Genomic DNA, 19,018 nt, shown 5'->3' on the forward strand with positions numbered 1-19,018 from the left:
GCTCCGGCCTCTCTCTCGTCAAGGTGAGTCATCGCGGTGCCCCCACAGCAGCAAGCAGAGATCGTCCAGCAGCGCGCCCGGCGCCCGCAGGGCGCGGCGGGGGAGGGCCCCTCCCTGCCCGCGCGCCTTGGCCCCGGGGCGGCCGTCGCCACGGTCTGGTACCTGCGGCTGATGGCCCTGTTGAACATCGTGGCCGTCGTCTCGCTGCCCTTCCGCAAGGAGGTGCACGAGCACAACGGCGGTCAGTTCTTCACCCCGTACCTGGCCACCGCCGGACTGGTCTCGGCGGTCCTCGCCCTGTTCCTGGCCATGGTCATGCGGCGCCGCAAGCGGGCGGCCTGGATCGTGAACATCCTGCTCGCCGGCCCGCTGCTCGCGCTCTATGCGGCCGCCCTGACCCAGCACCAGTACAACCGCCACGTCTTCAACTGGATCTCCGCCCTGCTCACCGGCCTGTTCGTGGCCGCGTTGCTGCTCGGCCGCAAGGAGTTCCGGGCCGTGGGCGACCGCTCGAACCCCAAGCTCGCGCTGATCGTCGCCGCCTGCGGCATCGTCGTCAGCGGCGGCATCGGCACCCTGTTGGTGGACGCCACCAACAAGGCGCACACCGAAGCCTCGGCCTCCCTCGCTGACAAGATCGTGTACGCGCTGCTGCGCGGCGTCAGCGTCGGCCCGCTCGCCGACCACATCGAGCACGTGCACGCCCCCCGCTGGGTGGACATCACCATCAACGTCCTGACCGCGGCGACCTTCCTCCTCGTCCTGTACGCCTGCTTCCGCGCGCCCCGCGGCCGCGAGCTCCTCGGCGAGGAGGACGAGCGACGGCTGCGCGAACTGCTCGCCAAGCAGGGCGAGCGGGACTCCCTCGGCTACTTCGCGCTGCGCCGCGACAAGGCCGTGATCTGGTCCCCGAGCGGCAAGGCCGCCATCGCCTACCGGGTGGTCGGCGGTGTCACCCTCGCCTCCGGCGACCCGATCGGCGACCCGGAGGCCTGGCCCGGTGCCATCGAGGAATGGCTCGAGGAAGCCCGTCGGCACGCCTGGACGCCCGCCGTCATGGGCGCGAGCGAAGAGGCCGGCACGATCTACGCCCGGCACGGACTGGACGCCCTCGAACTGGGCGACGAGGCGATCGTCGAGGTCGCCGACTTCAGCCTCGAGGGACGCGCGATGCGGGTCGTGCGGCAGGCGCACAACCGGGTCCGGCGCGCCGGTTACACCGTGACGATCCGCCGCCACGGGGACATCCCCGAGTCCGAGATGGCCGAGCTGATCGAGAAGGCCGACCACTGGCGCGACGGCGCCACCGAGCGCGGCTTCTCCATGGCCCTCGGCCGCCTCGGCGACCCCGCCGACGGGTGCTGCATGATGCTGGAGTGCCGCGACAGCGAGGGCGAGCCGCGCGCCGTGCTCAGCTTCGTCCCCTGGGGGGAGCACGGCCTCTCCCTCGACCTGATGCGCCGCGACCGCGACTGCGAGAACGGCCTGATGGAGTTCATGGTCATCGAGCTGCTGCTGCGCGCCCGCGACCTCGGCATCGAGCGGGTGTCGCTCAACTTCGCCATGTTCCGCGCCGTCTTCGAACGCGGTTCCCGACTCGGCGCCGGCCCCGTACTGCGGCTGTGGCGCTCGGTGCTGACGTTCTTCTCCCGCTGGTGGCAGATCGAGTCCCTGTACCGGGCCAACGCCAAGTACCGGCCGGTCTGGGAGCCCCGCTTCCTGCTGTTCGAGAACACCCGCGACATACCGCGCATCGGTATCGCCAGCGCACGGGCCGAGGGCTTCCTGACCGTGCCGAGCCTGCCGTCCCTCTTCCGCCGCCGGCACGCCCCGGCCGCCGGGGGACAGCCGAAACCGGCGTACGGCAGCGGCCGGTGACCGGGGAAGGTCATTGAGCGGAAGGTCATCGAGCGGCAAAGTCCCGGGTCCGCGGTGAGACACCGCGCCCGGGACTTCGTATGGGTGGGGAGGGGGGAGCCCCACCCCCGCGCCGCCCGCTCCTTTCCGGAGGTACCCCGCCCGTGACCGTCGTCAAAGCACCTCCGGCCCCGGTCGACCGGGGCCACGACGAGGAGCCTTCGCAGGGCTGGCAGTTCAACTCCTCCCTCGGCCTGACCCTGCTGCTGCTCGTGCTGGTCGTCGGGCAGGGCCCGATCCGCCGGGCGCTGGGTGCGCCGGTGATGCAGAGCTGGATGACCGTGTTCCTCGCGGTGGTCGTCCAGGCGGTCCCCTTCCTCGTGCTCGGCGTACTGCTGTCCGCGGCGCTCGCGGTGTTCGTCCCGCCCTCGTTCTTCGCCCGAGCGCTGCCGAAACGGCCCGCCCTCGCGGTGCCCGTCGCCGGGGTGGCCGGGGCGGTCCTGCCCGGCTGCGAATGCGCCTCGGTGCCGGTCGCCGGGGCGCTGGTGCGCCGGGGGTGACGCCCGCGGCGGCGTTGGCCTTCCTGCTGTCCGCGCCCGCGATCAACCCGATCGTGCTGACCGCCACCGCCGTGGCCTTCCCCCGTGACCCGGAGATGGTCCTCGCCCGGTTCCTGGCGAGCCTGCTGGTGGCGTGCGCGATGGGCTGGCTGTGGCAGCGGCTCGGCCGCACCGACTGGCTGCGGCCGCCGGCCCGGGCGTCGTATGAAGGGCAGAGCAAGGGGGCCGCGTTCTGGGGGTCCGTACGGCACGACGTGATGCACGCCGGGGGCTTCCTGGTCGTCGGCGCCATGGCCGCGGCGACCCTCAAGGCCGTGGCACCGGCGAGCTGGCTGCGGACGGCGGCCGGCAACCCGGTGGTGGCGGTCCTCGCGCTCTCCGTGCTCGCGGTGCTGCTGTCGATCTGTTCCGAGGCCGACGCGTTCGTGGCGGCCTCGCTGTCGCAGTTCTCGCTGACCGCGCGGCTGGCGTTCCTGGTGGTCGGGCCGATGATCGACCTGAAGCTGTTCGCGATGCAGGCCGGCACCTTCGGCCGCTCCTTCGCGCTGCGGTTCGCGCCCGCCACCTTCGCGCTGGCGGTCCTGGTGTCGGTCCTGACCGGGGCGGTGCTGCTGTGAACCGACAGGCCCAAGCGGCCGTCCTGTTCCTGGTCGGCGGGGCACTGCTGCACGCCGGGACCACCAGCCTGTACCTGCGCTACGTCAAGGCGGGCCTCCAGCCGCTGCTGCTCGCGGCCGGCGCCGTCCTGATCGTGACGGCGGCCGCCACCTTCTGGTACGAGCTGCGCCGAGCGCGGGCGGCCCGGAAGCATCCCGGCGGCGGCGAGGCGCACGACGAAGACGACGAGCACGAAGACGGCCACGTCCACCGCGAGCCGCGGATCTCCTGGCTCCTCGTGCTCCCCCTGTTCGCGCTCATCCTGGTCGCCCCGCCCGCGCTCGGCTCCTACAGCGCCGTGCGCTCCGGTACGGCCCTCCAGCAGCCCCTGGCCTATCCGGCCCTGCCGTCCGGCGACCCGGTCAGGCTCGGCCTGGTGGACTACGCGGGCCGCGCGGCGTACGGCCACGGACGCTCCCTCGGCGGCCGGAAGGTGGAGATCACCGGGTTCGTCGCCCTGGACCGCACGGGGACGCCCTACCTGGTCCGCATGGCCCTCAACTGCTGCGCCGCCGACGCCCAGCCGGTCAAGATCGGCCTGACCGGCAAGCTGCCGCCCGTCCTGCAGCCGGACTCCTGGCTCGACGTCACCGGCACCTACACCGCGAAGCGCACCAAGGACCCCGTCAACGGCGGGATCATCCCCTACCTCGACGTCATACAGGCGAAACCGGTCGCGACCCCCAGCGACCCGTACGACGAGAGCTGGAACAGCTGAGCGTGATCCGGCGCCCGAGCACGGTCAGGCGCCGGACGCCCGCACCCCGTCCAGGGCCACCGTCAGGACCCGGTCCCGCTGGGCGTCGTCCAGGAAGTTCGTCGCCGTGATGCCGGCGACCATCCGCAGCAGGTCGTCGAAGGTCATGTCCGTGCGCGCCTCGCCGGCCAGCTGCGCGCGCTCGAAGAGCGGGCCGCCCGCCCGGTACATCGACTCCCGGCAGGCCAGGAAGATCTCCGACTCGTCGTCCATCGCCTCGCGGATCGCCCGCTTGGTCACCGTGTAGTCCACGAACCGGCGCAGCCAGGAGGTGAGCGCCTCCCACGGCTCACGGTCCGTGACCTCCCGCGCCACCCGGCACAGGTCGTTCACCTCGCCCGCGTAGACGCTCTCGAAGAGATGGCGGCGGGTGGGGAAGTTGCGGTACAGCGTGCCGATCCCGACGCCCGCGCGGCGTGCGATGTCCTCCAGGGACGCCTCCGCGCCGTGCTCCGCGAAGGCCTCGCGGGCGGCGGCGATCAGGGCGTCGTAGTTGCGGGCGGCGTCCTTACGGTGCGGCCGCTGGGACGCCACGATCTCGCTGACGGGGAACGGCGGGGTCGTCACTGCTGCCTCCCGAGGCGGGCCGGTTGAAGCGGAGGTGTGCCTCCGCTACAGTGGAGGTACACCTCCACTTTAGCAGTCGGGGTGCGCCCGCCCTGGGCGCGTGCGGCCGCACGCCCCCTCGTCGGCCTCGTACCCCCGACCTCGTACCACGGGCCCCGCGCCGATCGCACCGCCCGCCCGTCCATCCGCTCCGCCACCGCTCCCCGCGGCCGTCGGCGTGCTCCACGCTGCCCTGAGCACGACGGAGTCCTACGACCGCGGCCGGAAGTTCTCGGCCGCGCCTGTTCGGAGAGGCTTTTCATGCCCCGGAAGTCCACCCGCCTCACCTTCGCGGTCCTCGCGACCGGTGCGGGCGTGTTCTCCATGTTGCAGTCACTGATCGCGCCGGCCCTGCCGACCGTCCAGCACGCGCTGCACACCTCGCAGTCCACCGCGACCTGGGTGATGACGGCGTACCTGCTGTCCGCTTCGGTCTTCACACCGATCCTCGGCCGGGTCGGCGACCTCGTCGGAAGGAAACGCACACTCGTCGCCGTGCTGCTGACGCTGCTGGCCGGCTGTCTGCTCGCCGCGCTCGCGCCGAACATCGGCGTGCTGATCGTCGCCCGGGTCGTCCAGGGCGCCGGCGGCGCGCTGTTCCCGCTGTCGTTCGGAATCATCCGGGACGAGTTCGCCCCGGCCGAGGTGAGCGGCAGCATCAGCAACCTGTCCGCCGTGATCGCCGCCGGTGGCGGCGTGGGCATCGTGGCGGCCGGCCCCATCGTCTCCGCGCTCGACTACCGCTGGCTGTTCTGGATCCCGGTCGCCGTCGTCGCCGTCACCACGCTGATCGCCGCGCGCTTCGTGCCCGAGTCGCCGAGCCGTGCCGAGGGACGCGTCAACTGGCCGGGTGCCGTTCTGCTGTCCGCGTGGCTGGTGGCGCTGTTGCTGCCGCTCAGCCAGGCGACCAGGTGGGGCTGGGGATCGGCCCAGGTGATCGGTCTCTTCCTCGCCGCCGCCGTGCTGTTCGCGCTGTGGCTGTCGGCCGAGGCGCGTTCCCGTAGCCCGCTCATCGATCTGCGCGTCCTGCGGCTGCCCGCCGTGCGGACGACCAACACGGCCGCGCTGCTGTTCGGCGCGGGCATGTACGCGATCTGGTCCTTCCTGCCCGCCTTCGTGCAGACGCCCCGCGCCGCCGGATACGGCTTCGGTGCGTCCGTCACCGCGTCCGGGCTGCTCATGCTGCCCATGCTGGTGGCCATGTTCGTCTCGGGCGTGCTGAGCGGCCGCCTGGAGCCGGTGGTGGGAGCCAAGGCGCTGCTCACCGCGGGTGCCGCGCTGGGTGCGGTCGCCTGCGGGTTCCTCACCCTGTGGCACGACGCGCAATGGCAGGTGGCCCTCGTCGCGGGTGTGTTCGGCTTCGGCATCGGACTGGCCTTCGCCTCCATGGCCAACCTGATCGTCGGCAGCGTTCCGGCCGAGCAGACGGGTGCGGCGACCGGAATGAACGCCAACATCCGGACGATCGGCGGCTCCATCGGCGCGGCGGTCACCAGTGTGCTGGTGACGGGCCGGTTGCAGCCGACGGGCCTGCCGTACGGCTCCGGGTACACGCGTGGCTTCGGTCTGCTGGCGGTGCTGTGCCTCGGCGCTGCGCTGGCCGCGTTGCTGGTACCGGGCAGGCGCGCGCTGCACACCGAGGGTGCGCCGCGAGCCGCTGCGCGCCGGAGCGGGAGACTGCCACGTCCGGCACGTGACGCCGCCCGGCGGCCACCAGTTGGCCGGTACCGGGGCGGGCCGGGGCAGGGCTCGCTCACGGCGCCGGTCGGTGCCTCCTCCAGAGGGGGTACCGGCCGGCGCCCACCCGTGCCCGCTGCTCGGCGGGCAGCGTCTGAAGGATGCCGCTGACGGCTCCTCACCCCTCACCGCCGTCCGCGGCCACCTGCGCGAGTGTGCGTCCACTGCGGACCGATCGGGCGCGGCGCGGGTCGGGCGTCCCGTGGCCGCCGGACCCGGCATGCCCCGCCTTCACCAGCAGCCAGGCCTCCTGCTCGCCGCCCCTCTCGCCACCGCGGAACCGGGTGAGCGCGTACTCGCCGTGCAGCTTCGCCCCGTCCAGCCGGAACGTGGCGTGCCCGCGCTCCAGCGACTCCTCGAAGGGCACGGGGCGCCCGCGCCGGTCGTGGCTGAGCGGTTGATAGGTTCCGCGGTCCCAGACGATCACGGTTCCGCCCCCGTACTCGCCCGCAGGAATGACGCCCTCGAAGTCCTCGTACTCCAGCGGATGGTCCTCGGTGGGCACGGCGAGCCGCTTGTCGCCGGGATCGGCGGACGGGCCCTTGGGGATGGACCAGGACTTGAGGACGTCGCCCACCTGGAGCCGGAAGTCGAAGTGCAGGGTGCTCGCGTCGTGGATCTGCACCACGAAGTGGGGCTCCGCGCCGGATGCCGCCGTGTCGCCCCGGGGCTCGGCGGTCCGGTCGAAGTCACGTTTGCCGCGGTACTCCCGCAGCCGATCGCTGTCGCCCACGTCCGGCTCCTTCCGCCTCGGTCCCGGGGCCGAGTACCCCGCAGGCCGGCGGAACCACCAGGGGGGTGTGAGCGGGTACCCTCCGAGACATGCGGATCTCCGTTTCCTCGGACATGGACGAACCCGTGGCCCGCAGCCTGGTCGCCGAACTGCGCGAGCGTGGCCACGAGGTGCTCACGCACGGTGCGCTGCGCGCCGGGGACGACCCGCAGTGGGCCGCGTGCTCCGAGGCGGCGGCCCGTGAGGTCGCCGACGGCACCTGCGACCAGGCGGTCGTGTGCTGCTGGACCGGCACCGGCGCGTCCATCGCCGCGAACAAGGTGCCGGGCGTACGGGCCGCGCTGTGCACGGACGCGTACTCGGCCGACGGCGCCCGCCGCTGGAACGACGCCAACGTGCTCGCGCTCAGCCTGCGCCTGACCTCCGAGCCGCTCCTGAAGGAGATCCTCGACGCCTGGTTCGCCGCCCGCCCCAGCGGGGACCCCGAGGACCGGGAGAACGTGGCCCGCATCGGACGGCTCGACGGTCCGAGGGCCACCTCCTGACGACCTGAAGCCATGGCGCCGGTCAGCCGCCCGCCACCAGTTCCGCGACCGGCTCCACCACCACTTCGGCGGAGACCGCCACCGCCGCGCCGCCCCGCACGCTCCACAGCCACAGCACGTCCCGACCGAACGACCACACCAGCGACGCCAGCGCGCACCCGACGACCCCCGCTCCCACCGCGTACGGCAGCAGCCCCGACGCGGCCACCAGCAGCGCGACGCCCTGCACCGCCGCCACCGTCTTGCGGGCCATGCTCGGCGGCAGTTCGCCGTTCAGCCACGGCAGCACCCGGGCCGCCGCCACGAACACGTACCGCATCGCGCCGATCAGCAGCACCCACGGGCCCAGCGCCATCGACACGTACACGCTCAACACCAGGATCAGGAACGCGTCGACCTCCATGTCGAAACGCGCACCCAGCGCCGTCGACGTGCCCGTGCGGCGGGCCACCTTGCCGTCCACGCCGTCCAGGATCAGCGCCACCGCCGTCAGCCCCACGAACACCGTCACCGGCGGCGCGCTCTCGAACGAGTCCGCGACCAGCGCGGTCACCCCGCCCACCAGGATCGCCCGGCCCAGCGTCACCCGGTTGGCCGGGCCGAACGAGCTGAGCCGGGAGCGGAGCACGGCCCGGGTGAGCACGGCCCAGGTGGCGAGCGCGAACGCCAGGCCCGTCAGCCAGCCGGCGGGTCCCATGCCGATCGCCGTGCCCAGCAAGGTCAGCAGCAGTACCTGCACGCCCGCCCCCACGGTCGTCTCCTGCTGCAAGAGCCTCGCCTCGTATGTGTGGTTCAGGGCCACCGCTCACCCTCCGGCCAAGTGACAGATTCGATCTTCGCGCGTACCTTGTGCGCGACTTCTCGTAGCTGCGTACGTGGTGAAACGCCGGATCGTTCAGGGAGACGCACATGGACCTCACAGCTCGCGCCTTCTGGCTGCGCTCGCCGGGCCACGGGGAGCTGCGGGACGTGGAGCTGCCGAAGCCCGGCGACGGCGACGTGCTGGTGCGCGCGCTGTACTCCGGTGTCAGCCGCGGCACCGAGACCCTCGTCTTCCGCGGCGGTGTCCCGCAGAGCCAGCACGCCGCCATGCGTGCCCCGTTCCAGGAGGGCGACTTCCCGGCCCCCGTGAAGTACGGCTATCTGAGTGTCGGGCAGGTGGAGCAGGGGCCGGACGAGCTGGTCGGGCGGACCGTCTTCTGCCTGTATCCGCACCAGAGCCGGTACGTCGTCCCCGCCTCGGCCGTCACCGTCGTCCCCGACGCCGTGCCCGCCCACCGTGCCATCCTGGCCGGCACCGTCGAGACCGCCGTCAACGCCCTGTGGGACGCGGGCCCGCAGCTCGGCGACCGGATCGCGGTCGTCGGCGGCGGCATGGTCGGATGCTCCGTCGCCGCCCTCCTGGCCCGCCACCCCGGCGTCCGCGTCCAGCTCGTCGACGCCGATCCGGAGCGCGCCCGGACCGCCCGCGCGCTCGGCGTCGGCTTCGCCCTGCCCGAGGACGCCCTCGGCGACTGCGACCTCGTCGTCCACGCCAGCGCCAGTGAACAGGGGCTCGTACGCTCACTGGAACTCCTCGCGCCGGAGGGCACCGTCGTCGAACTCAGCTGGTACGGCGACCGGCGCGTCACCCTGCCGCTCGGTGAGGCCTTCCACTCCCGCCGCCTCACGATCCGCAGCAGCCAGGTCGGCACCGTCTCGCCGCGCGCCCGCACCGGACGTGACTACGCCGACCGCATGGCCCTCGCCCTCGACCTGCTCGCCGACCCCGCCTTCGACGCGCTCGTCACCGGTGAGTCCCCCTTCGAAGACCTCCCCGACGTGCTGCCACGCCTCACCCGTGGTGAGCTCAAGGGGTTGTGCCACCGCATCCTGTATCCCACCGACTGAGTCCCGCCCCGCCCGAGTTGCCCGACCTTGGGGCGAACTCCCAAGGACTTCCCAAGGAACCTCCGAACAAGGAGAACGGGCAGCTGAACAACGCGGAGGGGTCAGCCGTACTACACGGCATACCCCGGAAGGGGACCAGACGCACCGCACCTGGAGGGTCGTCCGTTGTTCAGCATCACCGTCCGCGATCACCTGATGATCGCCCACAGCTTCCGCGGCGAGGTCTTCGGACCCGCGCAGCGCCTGCACGGAGCGACGTTCCTCGTGGACGCCACCTTCCGCCGCGCCGAGCTGGACGACGACAACATCGTCGTCGACATCGGACTGGCCACGCAGGAGCTGGGCGCGGTGGTGAGCGAGCTCAACTACCGCAACCTCGACAACGAACCGGACTTCGCGAACATCAACACCTCGACGGAGTACCTGGCCAAGGTGATCGCCGACCGCCTCGCCGAACGGATCCACAAGGGCGCCCTGGGCGAGAACGCCCGCGGCGTCGCCGGCATCACCGTCACGCTGCACGAGTCGCACATCGCCTGGGCGAGTTACGAGCGTGCCCTGTGACCGACACGACCATCGGCCACGCGTCCCCGCACACCGCCGGGCAGCCGGCCCAGCCCCGTCTCGGCTATGTGCCCGTGCAGAACACGGCCCTCAGGAACGCCGACATCATCCCCATGTCCCTGCGCACCGTGCACTTCGTGATGCCGGGCGGCGTCGACGACCCGGCAACCCCCAGTGGCGGCAACGCCTACGACCGCCGGGTCTGCCTGGACCTGCCCGGCTTCGGCTGGCAGGTGGAAAGGCACCTGGTCGAGGGCTCCTGGCCCCGGCCCGGGGTGCAGGCGAGGGCGGAACTCGCCCGTACCCTGCGGGACCTGCCGGACGGCACGATCGTCCTGCTGGACGGCCTCGTCGCCTGCGGCGTCCCCGACATCGTCGTACCCGAGGCCGAACGCCTCCGCCTCGCCGTCCTGGTGCACCTGCCGCTCGGCGACGAGACCGGTCTCGACCCCCAGGCCGCGGCCGAACTGGACGCCAAGGAGCGCGCCACCCTGCGGGCCGTGCCCGCCGTGATCGCCACCAGCGACTGGGCCGTGCGCCGGCTCGTCTCCCACCACGGTCTCGCCCCCGAGCGGGTCCATGTCGCAGCCCCCGGCGCCGACATCGCGCCCCTCGCTCCCGGCACCGACGGCGTCTCCCGGCTGCTGTGCGTCGCCGCCGTGACCCCCCGCAAGGGGCAGCACCGGCTCATCGAGGCCCTCGCCGCGGTGAAGGACCTGCCGTGGACCTGCGTGTGCGTCGGCGGGCTCGGCCACGACCCGGAGTACGTGGAGCGGCTGCGCGCCCTCATCGACGAACACGGCCTGGCCGACCGGCTGCACCTGGCAGGACCGCGGTCCGGCGCCGAACTCGAGGCGAGCTACGCCTCCGCCGACCTCATGGTCCTCACCTCGTACGCCGAGACGTACGGCATGGCCGTCACCGAGGCCCTCGCGCGCGGCATCCCGGTCCTCGCCACCGATGTCGGCGGCCTGCCCGAGGCGGTGGGGCGCGCGCCGGACGGCGGGGTGCCCGGCATCCTCGTCCCGCCGGAGGATCCCGCCGCGATCGCCGCCGAGCTGCGCGGCTGGTTCGGCGAGGCGGACGTACGGCGCCGGCTCAAGGCCGCCGCGCGCGGCCGCCGGGCGGCACTGGACGGTTGGGCGACCACGGCACGCAGCCTGGCGGGTGTGCTGGGCCGGCTGCACGATCCTCGGAGGGCGGCATGAGCACGGGTACGACATCGGGGGCGGGGTCCGAGACGTCCGCGGAACCGGGGCCCGGGGTGCTCCCTGCGATCCCCGCGCCCGGCGGCGGCGAGACCGAGGTGCCGCGGTACGCCCCGCAGTGGCTGAGGCTGCGGGAGCCCGCCGACGCGCAGGCGCGGGCGCACGAACTGCTCGACCCGCTGCGGATCCGCCTCGCGAACCGGCCCCGGCACGGCACCGAGCTGATCGTGCACGACCTGGGCTGCGGCACCGGTTCCATGGGCCGCTGGCTCGCCCCGCTGCTCGACGGCGCCCAGCACTGGGTGCTGCACGACCGGGACCCCTACCTGCTGCACTTCGCCTCCGTGGGGGCGCCCCGAGCGGCGGCCGACGGCAGCCCGGTGACGGTCACCACCCAGCGCGGCGACATCGGACGGCTCACCCCGGACGCGCTGACCGGGGCGTCGCTGGTGACCGCGTCCGCGCTGCTGGACGTGCTCACGGCCGAGGAGATCGACACGCTCGCCCGGGCCTGCGTGGGCGCGGGCTGCCCGGCGCTGCTGACGCTGTCCGTCGTGGGCCGCGTGGAACTGGCGCCCGAGCACCCCCTGGACCGGGAGATCGGCGAGGCGTTCAACGCCCACCAGCGGCGCGGTGACCTCCTCGGCCCCGACGCGGTGAGCGCGGCCTGCGAGGCCTTCGACCGGCTCGGCGCGAGCGTACGGGTCCATCCGAGCCCCTGGCGACTGGGCGCCGGGCAGCGGGAGTTGACGCAGGAGTGGCTGCGCGGCTGGGTCGGTGCGGCCGTGGAGCAGCGCCCCGACCTCGCGCCCCGCGCAGAGACGTATCTGCGGGACCGCCTGGCCGCCTGCGCGGCGGGCGATCTGCGCGTGACGGTCCACCACAGCGACGTACTGGTCCTGCCCCGCCCGACGGGAGGCGCGTGATGACGACGCGTACGGCGGCCTTGGCGACGGCGGCGGAGGAGGTGCGCGTGCCCGTGACGGAAACCGTCCCTGTGGCGGTCGCCGCCCACACCGGGGCACCCCCGCGCCGCCGGGTCCTGCGCGCCCTGCGCACCCACTTCGGGACCGTCGCCGGGGCGCTCATCCTCGGCATGCTGCTGTGGCGGCTCGGGACCGGGGTGCTGCTCGACGGGCTGCGGCGGATCGATGTGCCGACCCTTCTCGCCGGGCTCGGGATCGGCGCGCTGACCACCGTGTTCAGCGCCTGGCGCTGGTGCCGCGTCGCCCACGCGCTCGGCATGAGGCTGCCGTTCGGCGCCGCCGTCGCCGACTACTACCGCGCCCTGTTCCTCAACGCGGCGCTCCCCGGCGGCGTCCTCGGCGACGTGCACCGCGCGGTGCGGCACGGGCAGAGCGCCGGTGACGTCGGCCGCGGCGTCCGCGCCGTGGTCCTGGAACGCACCGCCGGCCAGGTCGCCCTGGTGGCGGTGGGCGTACCGGTCCTGCTCACGCTGCCCTCGCCGGTGCTCACCCAGGCCCGTCACCTGGCCGGCCTGACGGCGCTCGCCACGCTCGGAGCGCTCGCCATCGTCGTGGCCGTCCGCATGGGCCGCACCCTCCGCCCCTCCCGCCGGCGCCGGGCTCTCGGCGCCGCGCTCACCGAGGCGCGCACCGCCCTGCTGGCGCGGGGGAGTTGGCCCTCCGTCCTGCTGTCGTCCGTCGTCGTGCTCGCCGGGCACCTCCTGATGTTCCTGGTGGCCGCACGGGTCGCCGGATCGCACGCCTCCCCGGTCACGCTGCTGCCCCTGGCCCTGCTCGCGCTGATCGCGATGGGCCTGCCGCTGAACATCGGCGGCTTCGGCCCCCGGGAGGGCGTCACCGCCTGGGCCTTCGGCGCGGCGGGCCTCGGCGCGGACACCGGGCTGGGCGTCGCGGTCGTCTACGGCGTCCTCAGCTTCGTGGCGAGCCTGCCCGGCCTGCTCGTCCTCCTCGCCCGCTGGTACACGGGTCTGCGGCACCCGCGCACCGCGACGGAGAACGCCGCCGAGGAGGACCAGGCCCCCGCTGCACCCTCCCGGCCCCCCGTACCGGGCGCGGAGCGTACCCCCCACGCGCTCCGCGCCCCCCGTCCGCACACCCGCCGCGCCCGCTCCGCCTCCGCGCGCTTCCTGACGCGGGGTCACCGCCGATGTGTCGCACCGCCCTCGTCGCCGTCCGACCCGACCAGGGAGAAATACGGCTCGAAGGACTCCGCGAGCGTCGCGAGCAACTGCTTCCCCTTGTCCGCGGAAGCCAGCGAAGGACGCCCGATGACACCGGACTCCGTATAGGCCGACATACCGAGGGTGAGCAGATGCCGCCGGTCGTCGGCGATGAAATCCGTGGTCTCGTAACCAGGCCTGACCAATTCGGGATGACAGTGCAGAAGAATGGAGGTCTCGATTTCCCCGGCATGCATGTCGCTGAGCAGCGAGGTACGCACCCCGGCCCGTTCCCGGGCCGCCTCCCAGTCCTCCGGGGCCGGGAAAAGCGCCATCCGCACACCGCTGCCCGAGGAATCCCGGACGGCATTGCCCTCCTGGACGACATTGCCGAGGACGTAATTGCCGCCGTGACCGTTGACCAGGACCAGGGCCTGAACGCCCGAGCGTTCGAGCGACGCGGCGATGTCCCGTACCACCGCATGGAGAGTGACGGAGGAGATGCTCACCGTTCCCGGCCACGCCGCGTGCTCGTGCGAGCAGGAGATCGTCACCGGAGGAAGGAGGTGAACCGGATACGCGGCGGCCAGCTCGCGGGCGATCGCGCAGGCGACCAGCGTGTCGGTCGCCAACGGAAGGTACGGACCGTGCTGTTCGAAACTGCCCACGGGAAGGACGGCCACCTGACGGTGCGGGCCCTCCGCCCGCTCCCGCACGTCCCGCGAGGTGTCCGACGGCAGCACACCCGCGGTGTGGCCCCCGGCAGTGTCCGCAGTTCCCGAACCGCTCATCACTTCACGGCCTTTCGTCTCGTACCGCCTGCGCTTACCAGATAGGAATCAGATCATGACAGACATTGACGGCGTGCCCGGCGGGAATGCCCCCTCGGGAGTCACCCGGATCGCGAACGTGCCCACCGGGGTCACCCGAGTCGTGAATGCGCCCCTGCCCACCAAGTACGGTGATTTCCAGGCCGTCGGCTACCTCGACCACGACCGCGGCGACGAACAAGTGGCGCTGGTGTACGGCGACATCGAGGAAGAGGGCATGCTCGTCCGCCTGCATTCCGAGTGCCTGACCGGGGACGCCTTCGGGTCCACGCACTGCGAGTGCGGGCCCCAGCTCTCCACCGCCCTCAGGCAGGTCGTGGCAGAGGGCCGCGGCATCGTCGTCTACCTGCGCGGCCACGAGGGCCGCGGCATCGGTCTGCTGGCCAAACTGCGCGCGATGAAGCTCCAGTCGGAGGGCCTGGACACCGTCGAGGCCAACCTCGCCCTCGGTCTGCCGGTGGACGCCCGGGACTACCGGGTCGCCGCGGAGATTCTGCACGACCTCGGCGTACGGTCCGTGCGCCTGCTCTCCAACAACCCGCGCAAGCGCGAGGCGCTGCTGCGGCACGGCATCAAGGTCGACGAGCAGGTGTCGCTGCTGATACCGCCGTGCGAGAACAACATCACCTACCTGCGCACCAAGCGGGAGCGGCTCGACCACTACCTGCCGCACCTGGACGCGGCGGTGCAGTCCTCGTGAGCGGCCCGCGCGGCGGCCGTCCGGCGCCGCCGCCGCGCAGCCCGCTCCCGTCGGTCCACCGACCGCGGCGGCCACGGCCTCCCGCCGGGACCCGCCGTCGGCGAGATCCTGAGGGATCTCCTCCCGGGGCGCGTACCCTTCGTCGACGTCAGCCCCGTGAGCGTCGGACGCTTCGCCGCCGACGCCCCGCGCCCGGAGGTCAACCGCGTATGACCGCACTCCACCTGTGGCTCCGCCACGAGTCCCGTACCACCGAGCGGCGCACACCGATCGTGCCGTCCGACGCCCGGCGCCTGGTCGAGAGCGGCGTGACCGTGACGGTCGAGGACTCCCCGCAGCGGGTGTTCCCGGCCGAGGCGTACGAGCAGGTGGGCTGCCATGTCGCCGACCCGGGCTCCTGGGTGTCGGCGCCGCCCGAGGCGCTGATCGCCGGCCTGAAGGAACTGCCCGATGAGCCTGCCGCGTTGGTCCACCGTCACCTGTTCTTCGGGCACGCCTTCAAGGGGCAGCCGGGTGCCGAGGCCCTGTTGCGCCGGTTCGTCGCCGGCGGTGGCGCCCTGCTGGACCTGGAGTACCTGGTGGACGAGGACGGGCGGCGGCTCGTCGCGTTCGGCTACTGGGCCGGATACCTGGGCGCCGCCCTCGCCCTGCTCCAGCACCAGGGCCGGTTGACCGCGCCGTTGCGGCCGACGTCCAAGGAGGAGCTGGACGAACAACTGCGCGCCGCCTCGGGCGAGGTGCGGGCGCTCGTGATCGGCGCCCTCGGCCGCAGCGGGCGCGGCGCCCGGGTCGCGCTCGGTGTCGCGGGCGCCGACCCCACGTGCTGGGATCTGGCCGAGACCCGGAACCTGGACCGTCAGACCCTGCTCGCGCACGAACTGATGGTCAACACCGTGCTGACGACCCGGCCCGTCCCGCCCTTCCTGACGGACAAGGACCTCGACGACCCCGGACGCCGGCTGCGCACACTGTGCGACGTGACGGCCGACGTCGGCTCGCCCCTGAACCTCCTGCCGGTCTACGACACCCTGACCGACTGGGACCACCCGGTACGCCGGCTGCGCGAGCACCCCGTGCTCGACCTGATCGCCATCGACAACCTCCCGTCCCTGCTGCCCCTGGAGTCCAGCACCGACTTCTCGGCCGCGCTCACCCCGCTGCTGCTGGAATTCGAGGTGGGCGGCGCCTGGGGTCGCTGCCGGGAGCACTTCGACGCGGCGGTCCGGGCATTCGGTGCCGGGGGAGGGGGGCGGGGCGAGGTCTGAGTCCTCGACGTACGGGCCGGCCCGGCGCAGGCCTGGCGGGGCCGCTGCCTGCCGGACTACCTGCCGGCCCTCGCCGTGGACCTGACGCTTCCCGGCAGGGCCTCGTGCACGAGCTGCTTCAGCTCCGGGTACACCGTGTGCGAGCCGGTGGGCCGCAGCTGGGTGAGGAACTGGACCGTCAGGTCGTGCTGCGGATCCACCCAGAACGTGGTCGTGGCCACCCCGCTCCAGCCGAACGCGCCCCGCACCGCCGGGGACCGGGTGAGTTCCGGGTCGGTGACGACGGAGACGCCCAGGCCGAAACCGAGGCCCGCCCTGCCGGGCTCGCGGTGCACCCGGCTGCCGTACGACCGCAGATCGGCGTCGCCCGGGAGGTGGTTGGAGGTCATCGCGGTGACCGTGTCGGGGGTCAGCAGCCGGACGCCGTCCAGTTCGCCGCGGCGCCGCAGGAACTCCATGAAGCGGTGGTAGTCGTACGCCGACGCCACCATGCCGCCGCTGCCCGAGAGGAAACGGGGCCGTCCGTGCAGCGGCAGACCCGGGATCGGGGTGATGCCGCCGCTCTCCGTCTCGCCGTACAGCTCCGCGAGGCGCGGTGCCCGGTCCTCGGTGACGTGCAGGCACGCGTCGTCCATGCCCAGCGGCCCGAAGACCCGTTCGGCGAGGAAGGCGTCCAGGTCCTGGCCCGAGGCGACCTCGACCAGCCGGCCCAGGACGTTGGTCGCCACCGAGTAGTTCCACTGCGTGCCCGGCTCGAACTGCAGCGGCAGCCGCGCGTACACCTCGCAGGTCTCGGCGAGGTCCGTGCCGGGCACCACGGACGAGTCGATGCCCGCCTCCCGGTACAGCGCGTCCACGGGATGCGAGTGGTAGAAGCCGAACGTCAGGCCGGCGGTGTGCGTGAGCAGATGGCGGACCAGGATGGGCCGCTGGGCGGGGCGGGTCCGGACGGCCGGGCCGGTGCCGTCGACGTACACCCGCGGCTCGGCGAACGCCGGCAGGAAGTCGGCGACGGGCGTGTCCAGCCCGAAGCGGCCCTCCTCCATCAGGATCAGCGCGGCGACGGACGTGACCGGCTTGGTCATCGAGTACATCCGCCACAAGGTGTCGGTCTCCACCGCGAGCCGCTCGGCGACGTCCCGGTGTCCGTACGTGGTCAGGTGGGCTATGCGGCCGTGCCGGGAGAGGGCCACCAGGTAGCCGGGCAGCCGGCCGTCGTCCACCTGGTGTGCGAAGTGCTGGTCGAGGCGGGCCAGTGCCTTCGGGTCGAGTCCGACCTCCTCCGGCTCGACCTCCTGTCGCAGGTGTCCCATCGTTCTCCTCCGGTCTTTCCCGGTGCGGTCCCGGGCTTCCGGGGCCAACCTTTCATGCGCCGCCACGGAACCGGGGCCCATCCAACCTTGGCGGAGCGGTCCGCCCCGGGGCGGGGCCGAGCACCCTCCTGCAGCAGGTAACTGCTCAATACCCAGCTGACGCCGGGTGCCACCCCGATCGCCGCGCTGCCCCGGCGCAGCGGGTGTCCACCAGACGTGCGCGGACAGTGCCCACTCGGGAATGCGCGGCTCGGCCCGGGCAGTTGACCCGGGTATGACTCAGGACGGGACACAGAACGCGCTGCTCGCGCTGCTCTCCGAAGGGCACGGCGGGGTGCTGGTCACCCTCAAGCGGGACGGTCGGCCCCAGCTGTCGAATGTCAGCCACGCCTATGACCCCGGCGAGCGGATCATCCGGGTCTCCATCACCGACGACCGCGCCAAGACCCGCAATCTGCGCCGGGACCCCAGGGCCTCCTACCACGTCACGAGCGCCGACCGGTGGGCGTACACGGTCGTCGAGGGCACCGCCGAGCTCTCACCCGTCGCGGAGGACCCGTACGACGCGACGGTCGAGGAGCTCATCCGGCTCTACCGTGACGTCCTGGGCGAGCATCCCGACTGGGACGAGTACCGCGCCGCCATGGTCCGCGACCGCCGCCTGGTGCTGCGCCTGCGCGTCGAACGCGCGTACGGCATCCCCAAGGGGGCGAACCTGGGCTAACCGTGGAGGGCGTCCTCGGTGCGTGACTCGATCGCGCGCAGGACGGCCACCATGTCCTCGTGGCCGTGGCCCAGCGTCACGGTCTCCTCGAACAGGGCGTGGCAGACGTCGAGCAGCGGGGAGGCGACCCCCGCCTTGCGGGCGGCCTCGGCGATCAGCCGGTTGTTCTTCAGGACGTCGTGGGCCGCCGCCTGCACCGTGAAGTCGCGGGCGTACAGCTTCGGCGCCTTCATACGGGACACCCCGCTGGCCATCGGGCCCGCGTCCAGGACGTCGAGGAAGAGCCGCCGGTCCAGACCGTGCCGGTCCGCGAAGTGGTACGCCTCCGACAGCCCGGTCACCAGCGTGATCAGGAACAGGTTGACCGAGAGCTTCATCAGCAGGGCGTTCGGTGCGGCACCGCAGACGAAGGTCTCCCGGCACAGGGGTGCCAGCAGCGGCCGTACGACCTCCACGGCGGACTCGTCCCCGGCCAGCATCGCCACCAGATGCCCGTTCTCCGCGGGCACCCTGGACCCGGAGACCGGTGCCTCGACATAGCGCCCGCCCGCCGCACGCACATCGGCCTCGAGGGCGCGCGAGTATCCGGGCGACGTCGTGCCCATGTGGACCACGATGCGTCCGGCGACGCGGGTCGCGAAGTGCGGGGTGCCGCGGCCCAGGGTGGCGTCGATCGCGAGGTCGTCGGCCAGCATGAGGATCACGACGTCCGTCCGCGCGAACACCTCGGCGGGATCCGCCGCCACCTCGGCGCCGGTCGCACGCAGCGGATCGGTGCGGGCGGCCGTGCGGTTCCAGACCAGGAGCGGGGTGCCGGCCCAGGCCAGACGGAGCGCCATCGGCTGACCCATGACCCCGAGACCGATGAAACCGACGTCCATGGGGACCGCCCTCCCTGCGAGGCGTCGTCATGAGTTATGACAGCG

General features: G+C 72.9%; 17 protein-coding genes and 3 pseudogenes. 14 read left to right on the top strand and 6 right to left on the bottom strand.

Annotated elements, in window-relative coordinates:
- Positions 1–36: 36 nt before the first annotated feature.
- The 3 genes and pseudogenes from N8I84_RS33500 to N8I84_RS33510 all read left to right on the top strand — a co-directional run bounded on the left by N8I84_RS33500 (position 37) and on the right by N8I84_RS33510 (position 3,792).
- Positions 37–1,878, top strand: coding sequence for a phosphatidylglycerol lysyltransferase domain-containing protein (locus N8I84_RS33500; protein ID WP_390898976.1), 1,842 nt, complete (start codon positions 37–39; stop codon positions 1,876–1,878).
- Between the two features lie 143 nt (positions 1,879–2,021).
- Positions 2,022–3,034 (top strand): annotated as a pseudogene (locus N8I84_RS33505) (permease).
- A complete protein-coding gene (locus N8I84_RS33510) occupies positions 3,031–3,792 on the top strand; it encodes a TIGR03943 family putative permease subunit (protein ID WP_263233196.1) in 762 nt (253 codons plus the stop codon). The pseudogene N8I84_RS33505 and the gene N8I84_RS33510 overlap by 4 nt, the downstream one beginning before the upstream one ends.
- Before the next feature lie 24 nt (positions 3,793–3,816).
- On the opposite strand, the gene N8I84_RS33515 is transcribed toward N8I84_RS33510, so the two are convergent.
- On the bottom strand, positions 3,817–4,398 hold the full coding sequence (locus tag N8I84_RS33515; protein ID WP_263233198.1) for a TetR/AcrR family transcriptional regulator: 582 nt from the start codon (positions 4,396–4,398) through the stop codon (positions 3,817–3,819).
- A gap of 300 nt (positions 4,399–4,698) precedes the next feature.
- On the opposite strand from N8I84_RS33515, the gene N8I84_RS33520 reads away from it, so the two are divergent.
- The gene (locus N8I84_RS33520) at positions 4,699–6,285 is read left to right on the top strand and encodes an MFS transporter (protein ID WP_263233199.1); all 1,587 of its coding nucleotides are present in this window, start codon (positions 4,699–4,701) and stop codon (positions 6,283–6,285) included.
- Between the two features lie 7 nt (positions 6,286–6,292).
- Here N8I84_RS33520 and N8I84_RS33525 read toward each other — a convergent pair whose 3' ends face one another.
- Positions 6,293–6,907, bottom strand: a complete 615-nt coding sequence (locus N8I84_RS33525) for a DNA polymerase ligase N-terminal domain-containing protein (RefSeq protein ID WP_263233200.1) — start codon at positions 6,905–6,907, stop codon at positions 6,293–6,295.
- A gap of 89 nt (positions 6,908–6,996) precedes the next feature.
- On the opposite strand from N8I84_RS33525, the gene N8I84_RS33530 reads away from it, so the two are divergent.
- On the top strand, positions 6,997–7,452 hold the full coding sequence (locus N8I84_RS33530) for an RpiB/LacA/LacB family sugar-phosphate isomerase (protein ID WP_263233202.1): 456 nt from the start codon (positions 6,997–6,999) through the stop codon (positions 7,450–7,452).
- A 22-nt stretch (positions 7,453–7,474) separates the two neighbouring features.
- Here N8I84_RS33530 and N8I84_RS33535 read toward each other — a convergent pair whose 3' ends face one another.
- Positions 7,475–8,254 carry a CDP-alcohol phosphatidyltransferase family protein gene (locus N8I84_RS33535; RefSeq protein WP_263233204.1) on the bottom strand — a complete coding sequence of 260 codons (780 nt, stop codon included), beginning with the start codon at positions 8,252–8,254 and terminating at the stop codon, positions 7,475–7,477.
- A 107-nt stretch (positions 8,255–8,361) separates the two neighbouring features.
- Here N8I84_RS33535 and N8I84_RS33540 point away from each other — a divergent pair, with 107 nt between their 5' ends.
- The 5 genes and pseudogenes from N8I84_RS33540 to N8I84_RS42865 all read left to right on the top strand — a co-directional run.
- Positions 8,362–9,342, top strand: a complete 981-nt coding sequence (locus tag N8I84_RS33540) for an FAD-dependent oxidoreductase (RefSeq protein ID WP_263233205.1) — start codon at positions 8,362–8,364, stop codon at positions 9,340–9,342.
- Between the two features lie 165 nt (positions 9,343–9,507).
- Positions 9,508–9,906: a 6-pyruvoyl trahydropterin synthase family protein gene (locus N8I84_RS33545; RefSeq protein WP_263233206.1), complete on the top strand. Its 399-nt coding sequence runs from the start codon at positions 9,508–9,510 to the stop codon at positions 9,904–9,906.
- Positions 9,903–11,114, top strand: a complete 1,212-nt coding sequence (locus N8I84_RS33550) for a glycosyltransferase family 4 protein (protein WP_263233207.1) — start codon at positions 9,903–9,905, stop codon at positions 11,112–11,114. Before N8I84_RS33545 ends, N8I84_RS33550 begins: the two co-directional genes overlap by 4 nt.
- The gene (locus N8I84_RS33555; protein ID WP_263233208.1) at positions 11,111–12,040 is read left to right on the top strand and encodes a class I SAM-dependent methyltransferase; all 930 of its coding nucleotides are present in this window, start codon (positions 11,111–11,113) and stop codon (positions 12,038–12,040) included. The genes N8I84_RS33550 and N8I84_RS33555 overlap by 4 nt, the downstream gene beginning before the upstream one ends.
- Positions 12,041–12,210: 170 nt before the next feature.
- Positions 12,211–12,975, top strand: a pseudogene (locus tag N8I84_RS42865) (lysylphosphatidylglycerol synthase transmembrane domain-containing protein); the annotation flags it as partial.
- A 263-nt stretch (positions 12,976–13,238) separates the two neighbouring features.
- Here the strand turns inward: N8I84_RS42865 and N8I84_RS33565 are convergent.
- Complete coding sequence (locus tag N8I84_RS33565) at positions 13,239–14,051, bottom strand: creatininase family protein (protein ID WP_313884310.1); 813 nt, start codon at positions 14,049–14,051, stop codon at positions 13,239–13,241.
- Positions 14,052–14,106: 55 nt separating this feature from the next.
- Between N8I84_RS33565 and ribA the strand changes: the two genes are divergently transcribed.
- The 3 genes and pseudogenes from ribA to N8I84_RS33580 all read left to right on the top strand — a co-directional run bounded on the left by ribA (position 14,107) and on the right by N8I84_RS33580 (position 16,055).
- The gene (ribA, locus tag N8I84_RS33570; protein WP_263233210.1) at positions 14,107–14,790 is read left to right on the top strand and encodes a GTP cyclohydrolase II; all 684 of its coding nucleotides are present in this window, start codon (positions 14,107–14,109) and stop codon (positions 14,788–14,790) included.
- Between the two features lie 63 nt (positions 14,791–14,853).
- Positions 14,854–15,003, top strand: a pseudogene (locus N8I84_RS33575) (sarcosine oxidase subunit beta); the annotation flags it as partial.
- On the top strand, positions 15,000–16,055 hold the full coding sequence (locus tag N8I84_RS33580; protein ID WP_263233212.1) for a saccharopine dehydrogenase: 1,056 nt from the start codon (positions 15,000–15,002) through the stop codon (positions 16,053–16,055). The pseudogene N8I84_RS33575 and the gene N8I84_RS33580, both read left to right, overlap by 4 nt.
- 56 nt (positions 16,056–16,111) lie before the next feature.
- On the opposite strand, the gene N8I84_RS33585 is transcribed toward N8I84_RS33580, so the two are convergent.
- On the bottom strand, positions 16,112–17,368 hold the full coding sequence (locus N8I84_RS33585) for a serine hydrolase domain-containing protein (protein WP_263233213.1): 1,257 nt from the start codon (positions 17,366–17,368) through the stop codon (positions 16,112–16,114).
- Between the two features lie 274 nt (positions 17,369–17,642).
- Here N8I84_RS33585 and N8I84_RS33590 point away from each other — a divergent pair, with 274 nt between their 5' ends.
- Complete coding sequence (locus N8I84_RS33590; RefSeq protein ID WP_263233214.1) at positions 17,643–18,092, top strand: PPOX class F420-dependent oxidoreductase; 450 nt, start codon at positions 17,643–17,645, stop codon at positions 18,090–18,092.
- On the opposite strand, the gene N8I84_RS33595 is transcribed toward N8I84_RS33590, so the two are convergent.
- Positions 18,089–18,973, bottom strand: coding sequence for an NAD(P)-dependent oxidoreductase (locus N8I84_RS33595; RefSeq protein ID WP_263233216.1), 885 nt, complete (start codon positions 18,971–18,973; stop codon positions 18,089–18,091). The two genes, N8I84_RS33590 and N8I84_RS33595, sit on opposite strands and share 4 nt — an antisense overlap.
- Between the last annotated feature and the right edge of the window lie 45 nt (positions 18,974–19,018).

The sequence above is a fragment of the Streptomyces cynarae genome (genome assembly GCF_025642135.1).
GTDB lineage: Bacteria > Actinomycetota > Actinomycetes > Streptomycetales > Streptomycetaceae > Streptomyces > Streptomyces cynarae.

Coding starts and splice junctions, on each gene's coding strand:
- N8I84_RS33520 (WP_263233199.1), top strand. CDS start 4,699: ATGCCCCGGAAGTCCACCCGCCTCACCTTCGCGGTCCTCGCGACCGGT.
- N8I84_RS33530 (WP_263233202.1), top strand. CDS start 6,997: ATGCGGATCTCCGTTTCCTCGGACATGGACGAACCCGTGGCCCGCAGC.
- N8I84_RS33540 (WP_263233205.1), top strand. CDS start 8,362: ATGGACCTCACAGCTCGCGCCTTCTGGCTGCGCTCGCCGGGCCACGGG.
- N8I84_RS33555 (WP_263233208.1), top strand. CDS start 11,111: ATGAGCACGGGTACGACATCGGGGGCGGGGTCCGAGACGTCCGCGGAA.
- N8I84_RS33565 (WP_313884310.1), bottom strand. CDS start 14,051: ATGAGCGGTTCGGGAACTGCGGACACTGCCGGGGGCCACACCGCGGGT.
- ribA (WP_263233210.1), top strand. CDS start 14,107: ATGACAGACATTGACGGCGTGCCCGGCGGGAATGCCCCCTCGGGAGTC.
- N8I84_RS33580 (WP_263233212.1), top strand. CDS start 15,000: ATGACCGCACTCCACCTGTGGCTCCGCCACGAGTCCCGTACCACCGAG.
- N8I84_RS33585 (WP_263233213.1), bottom strand. CDS start 17,368: ATGGGACACCTGCGACAGGAGGTCGAGCCGGAGGAGGTCGGACTCGAC.
- N8I84_RS33590 (WP_263233214.1), top strand. CDS start 17,643: ATGACTCAGGACGGGACACAGAACGCGCTGCTCGCGCTGCTCTCCGAA.
- N8I84_RS33595 (WP_263233216.1), bottom strand. CDS start 18,973: ATGGACGTCGGTTTCATCGGTCTCGGGGTCATGGGTCAGCCGATGGCG.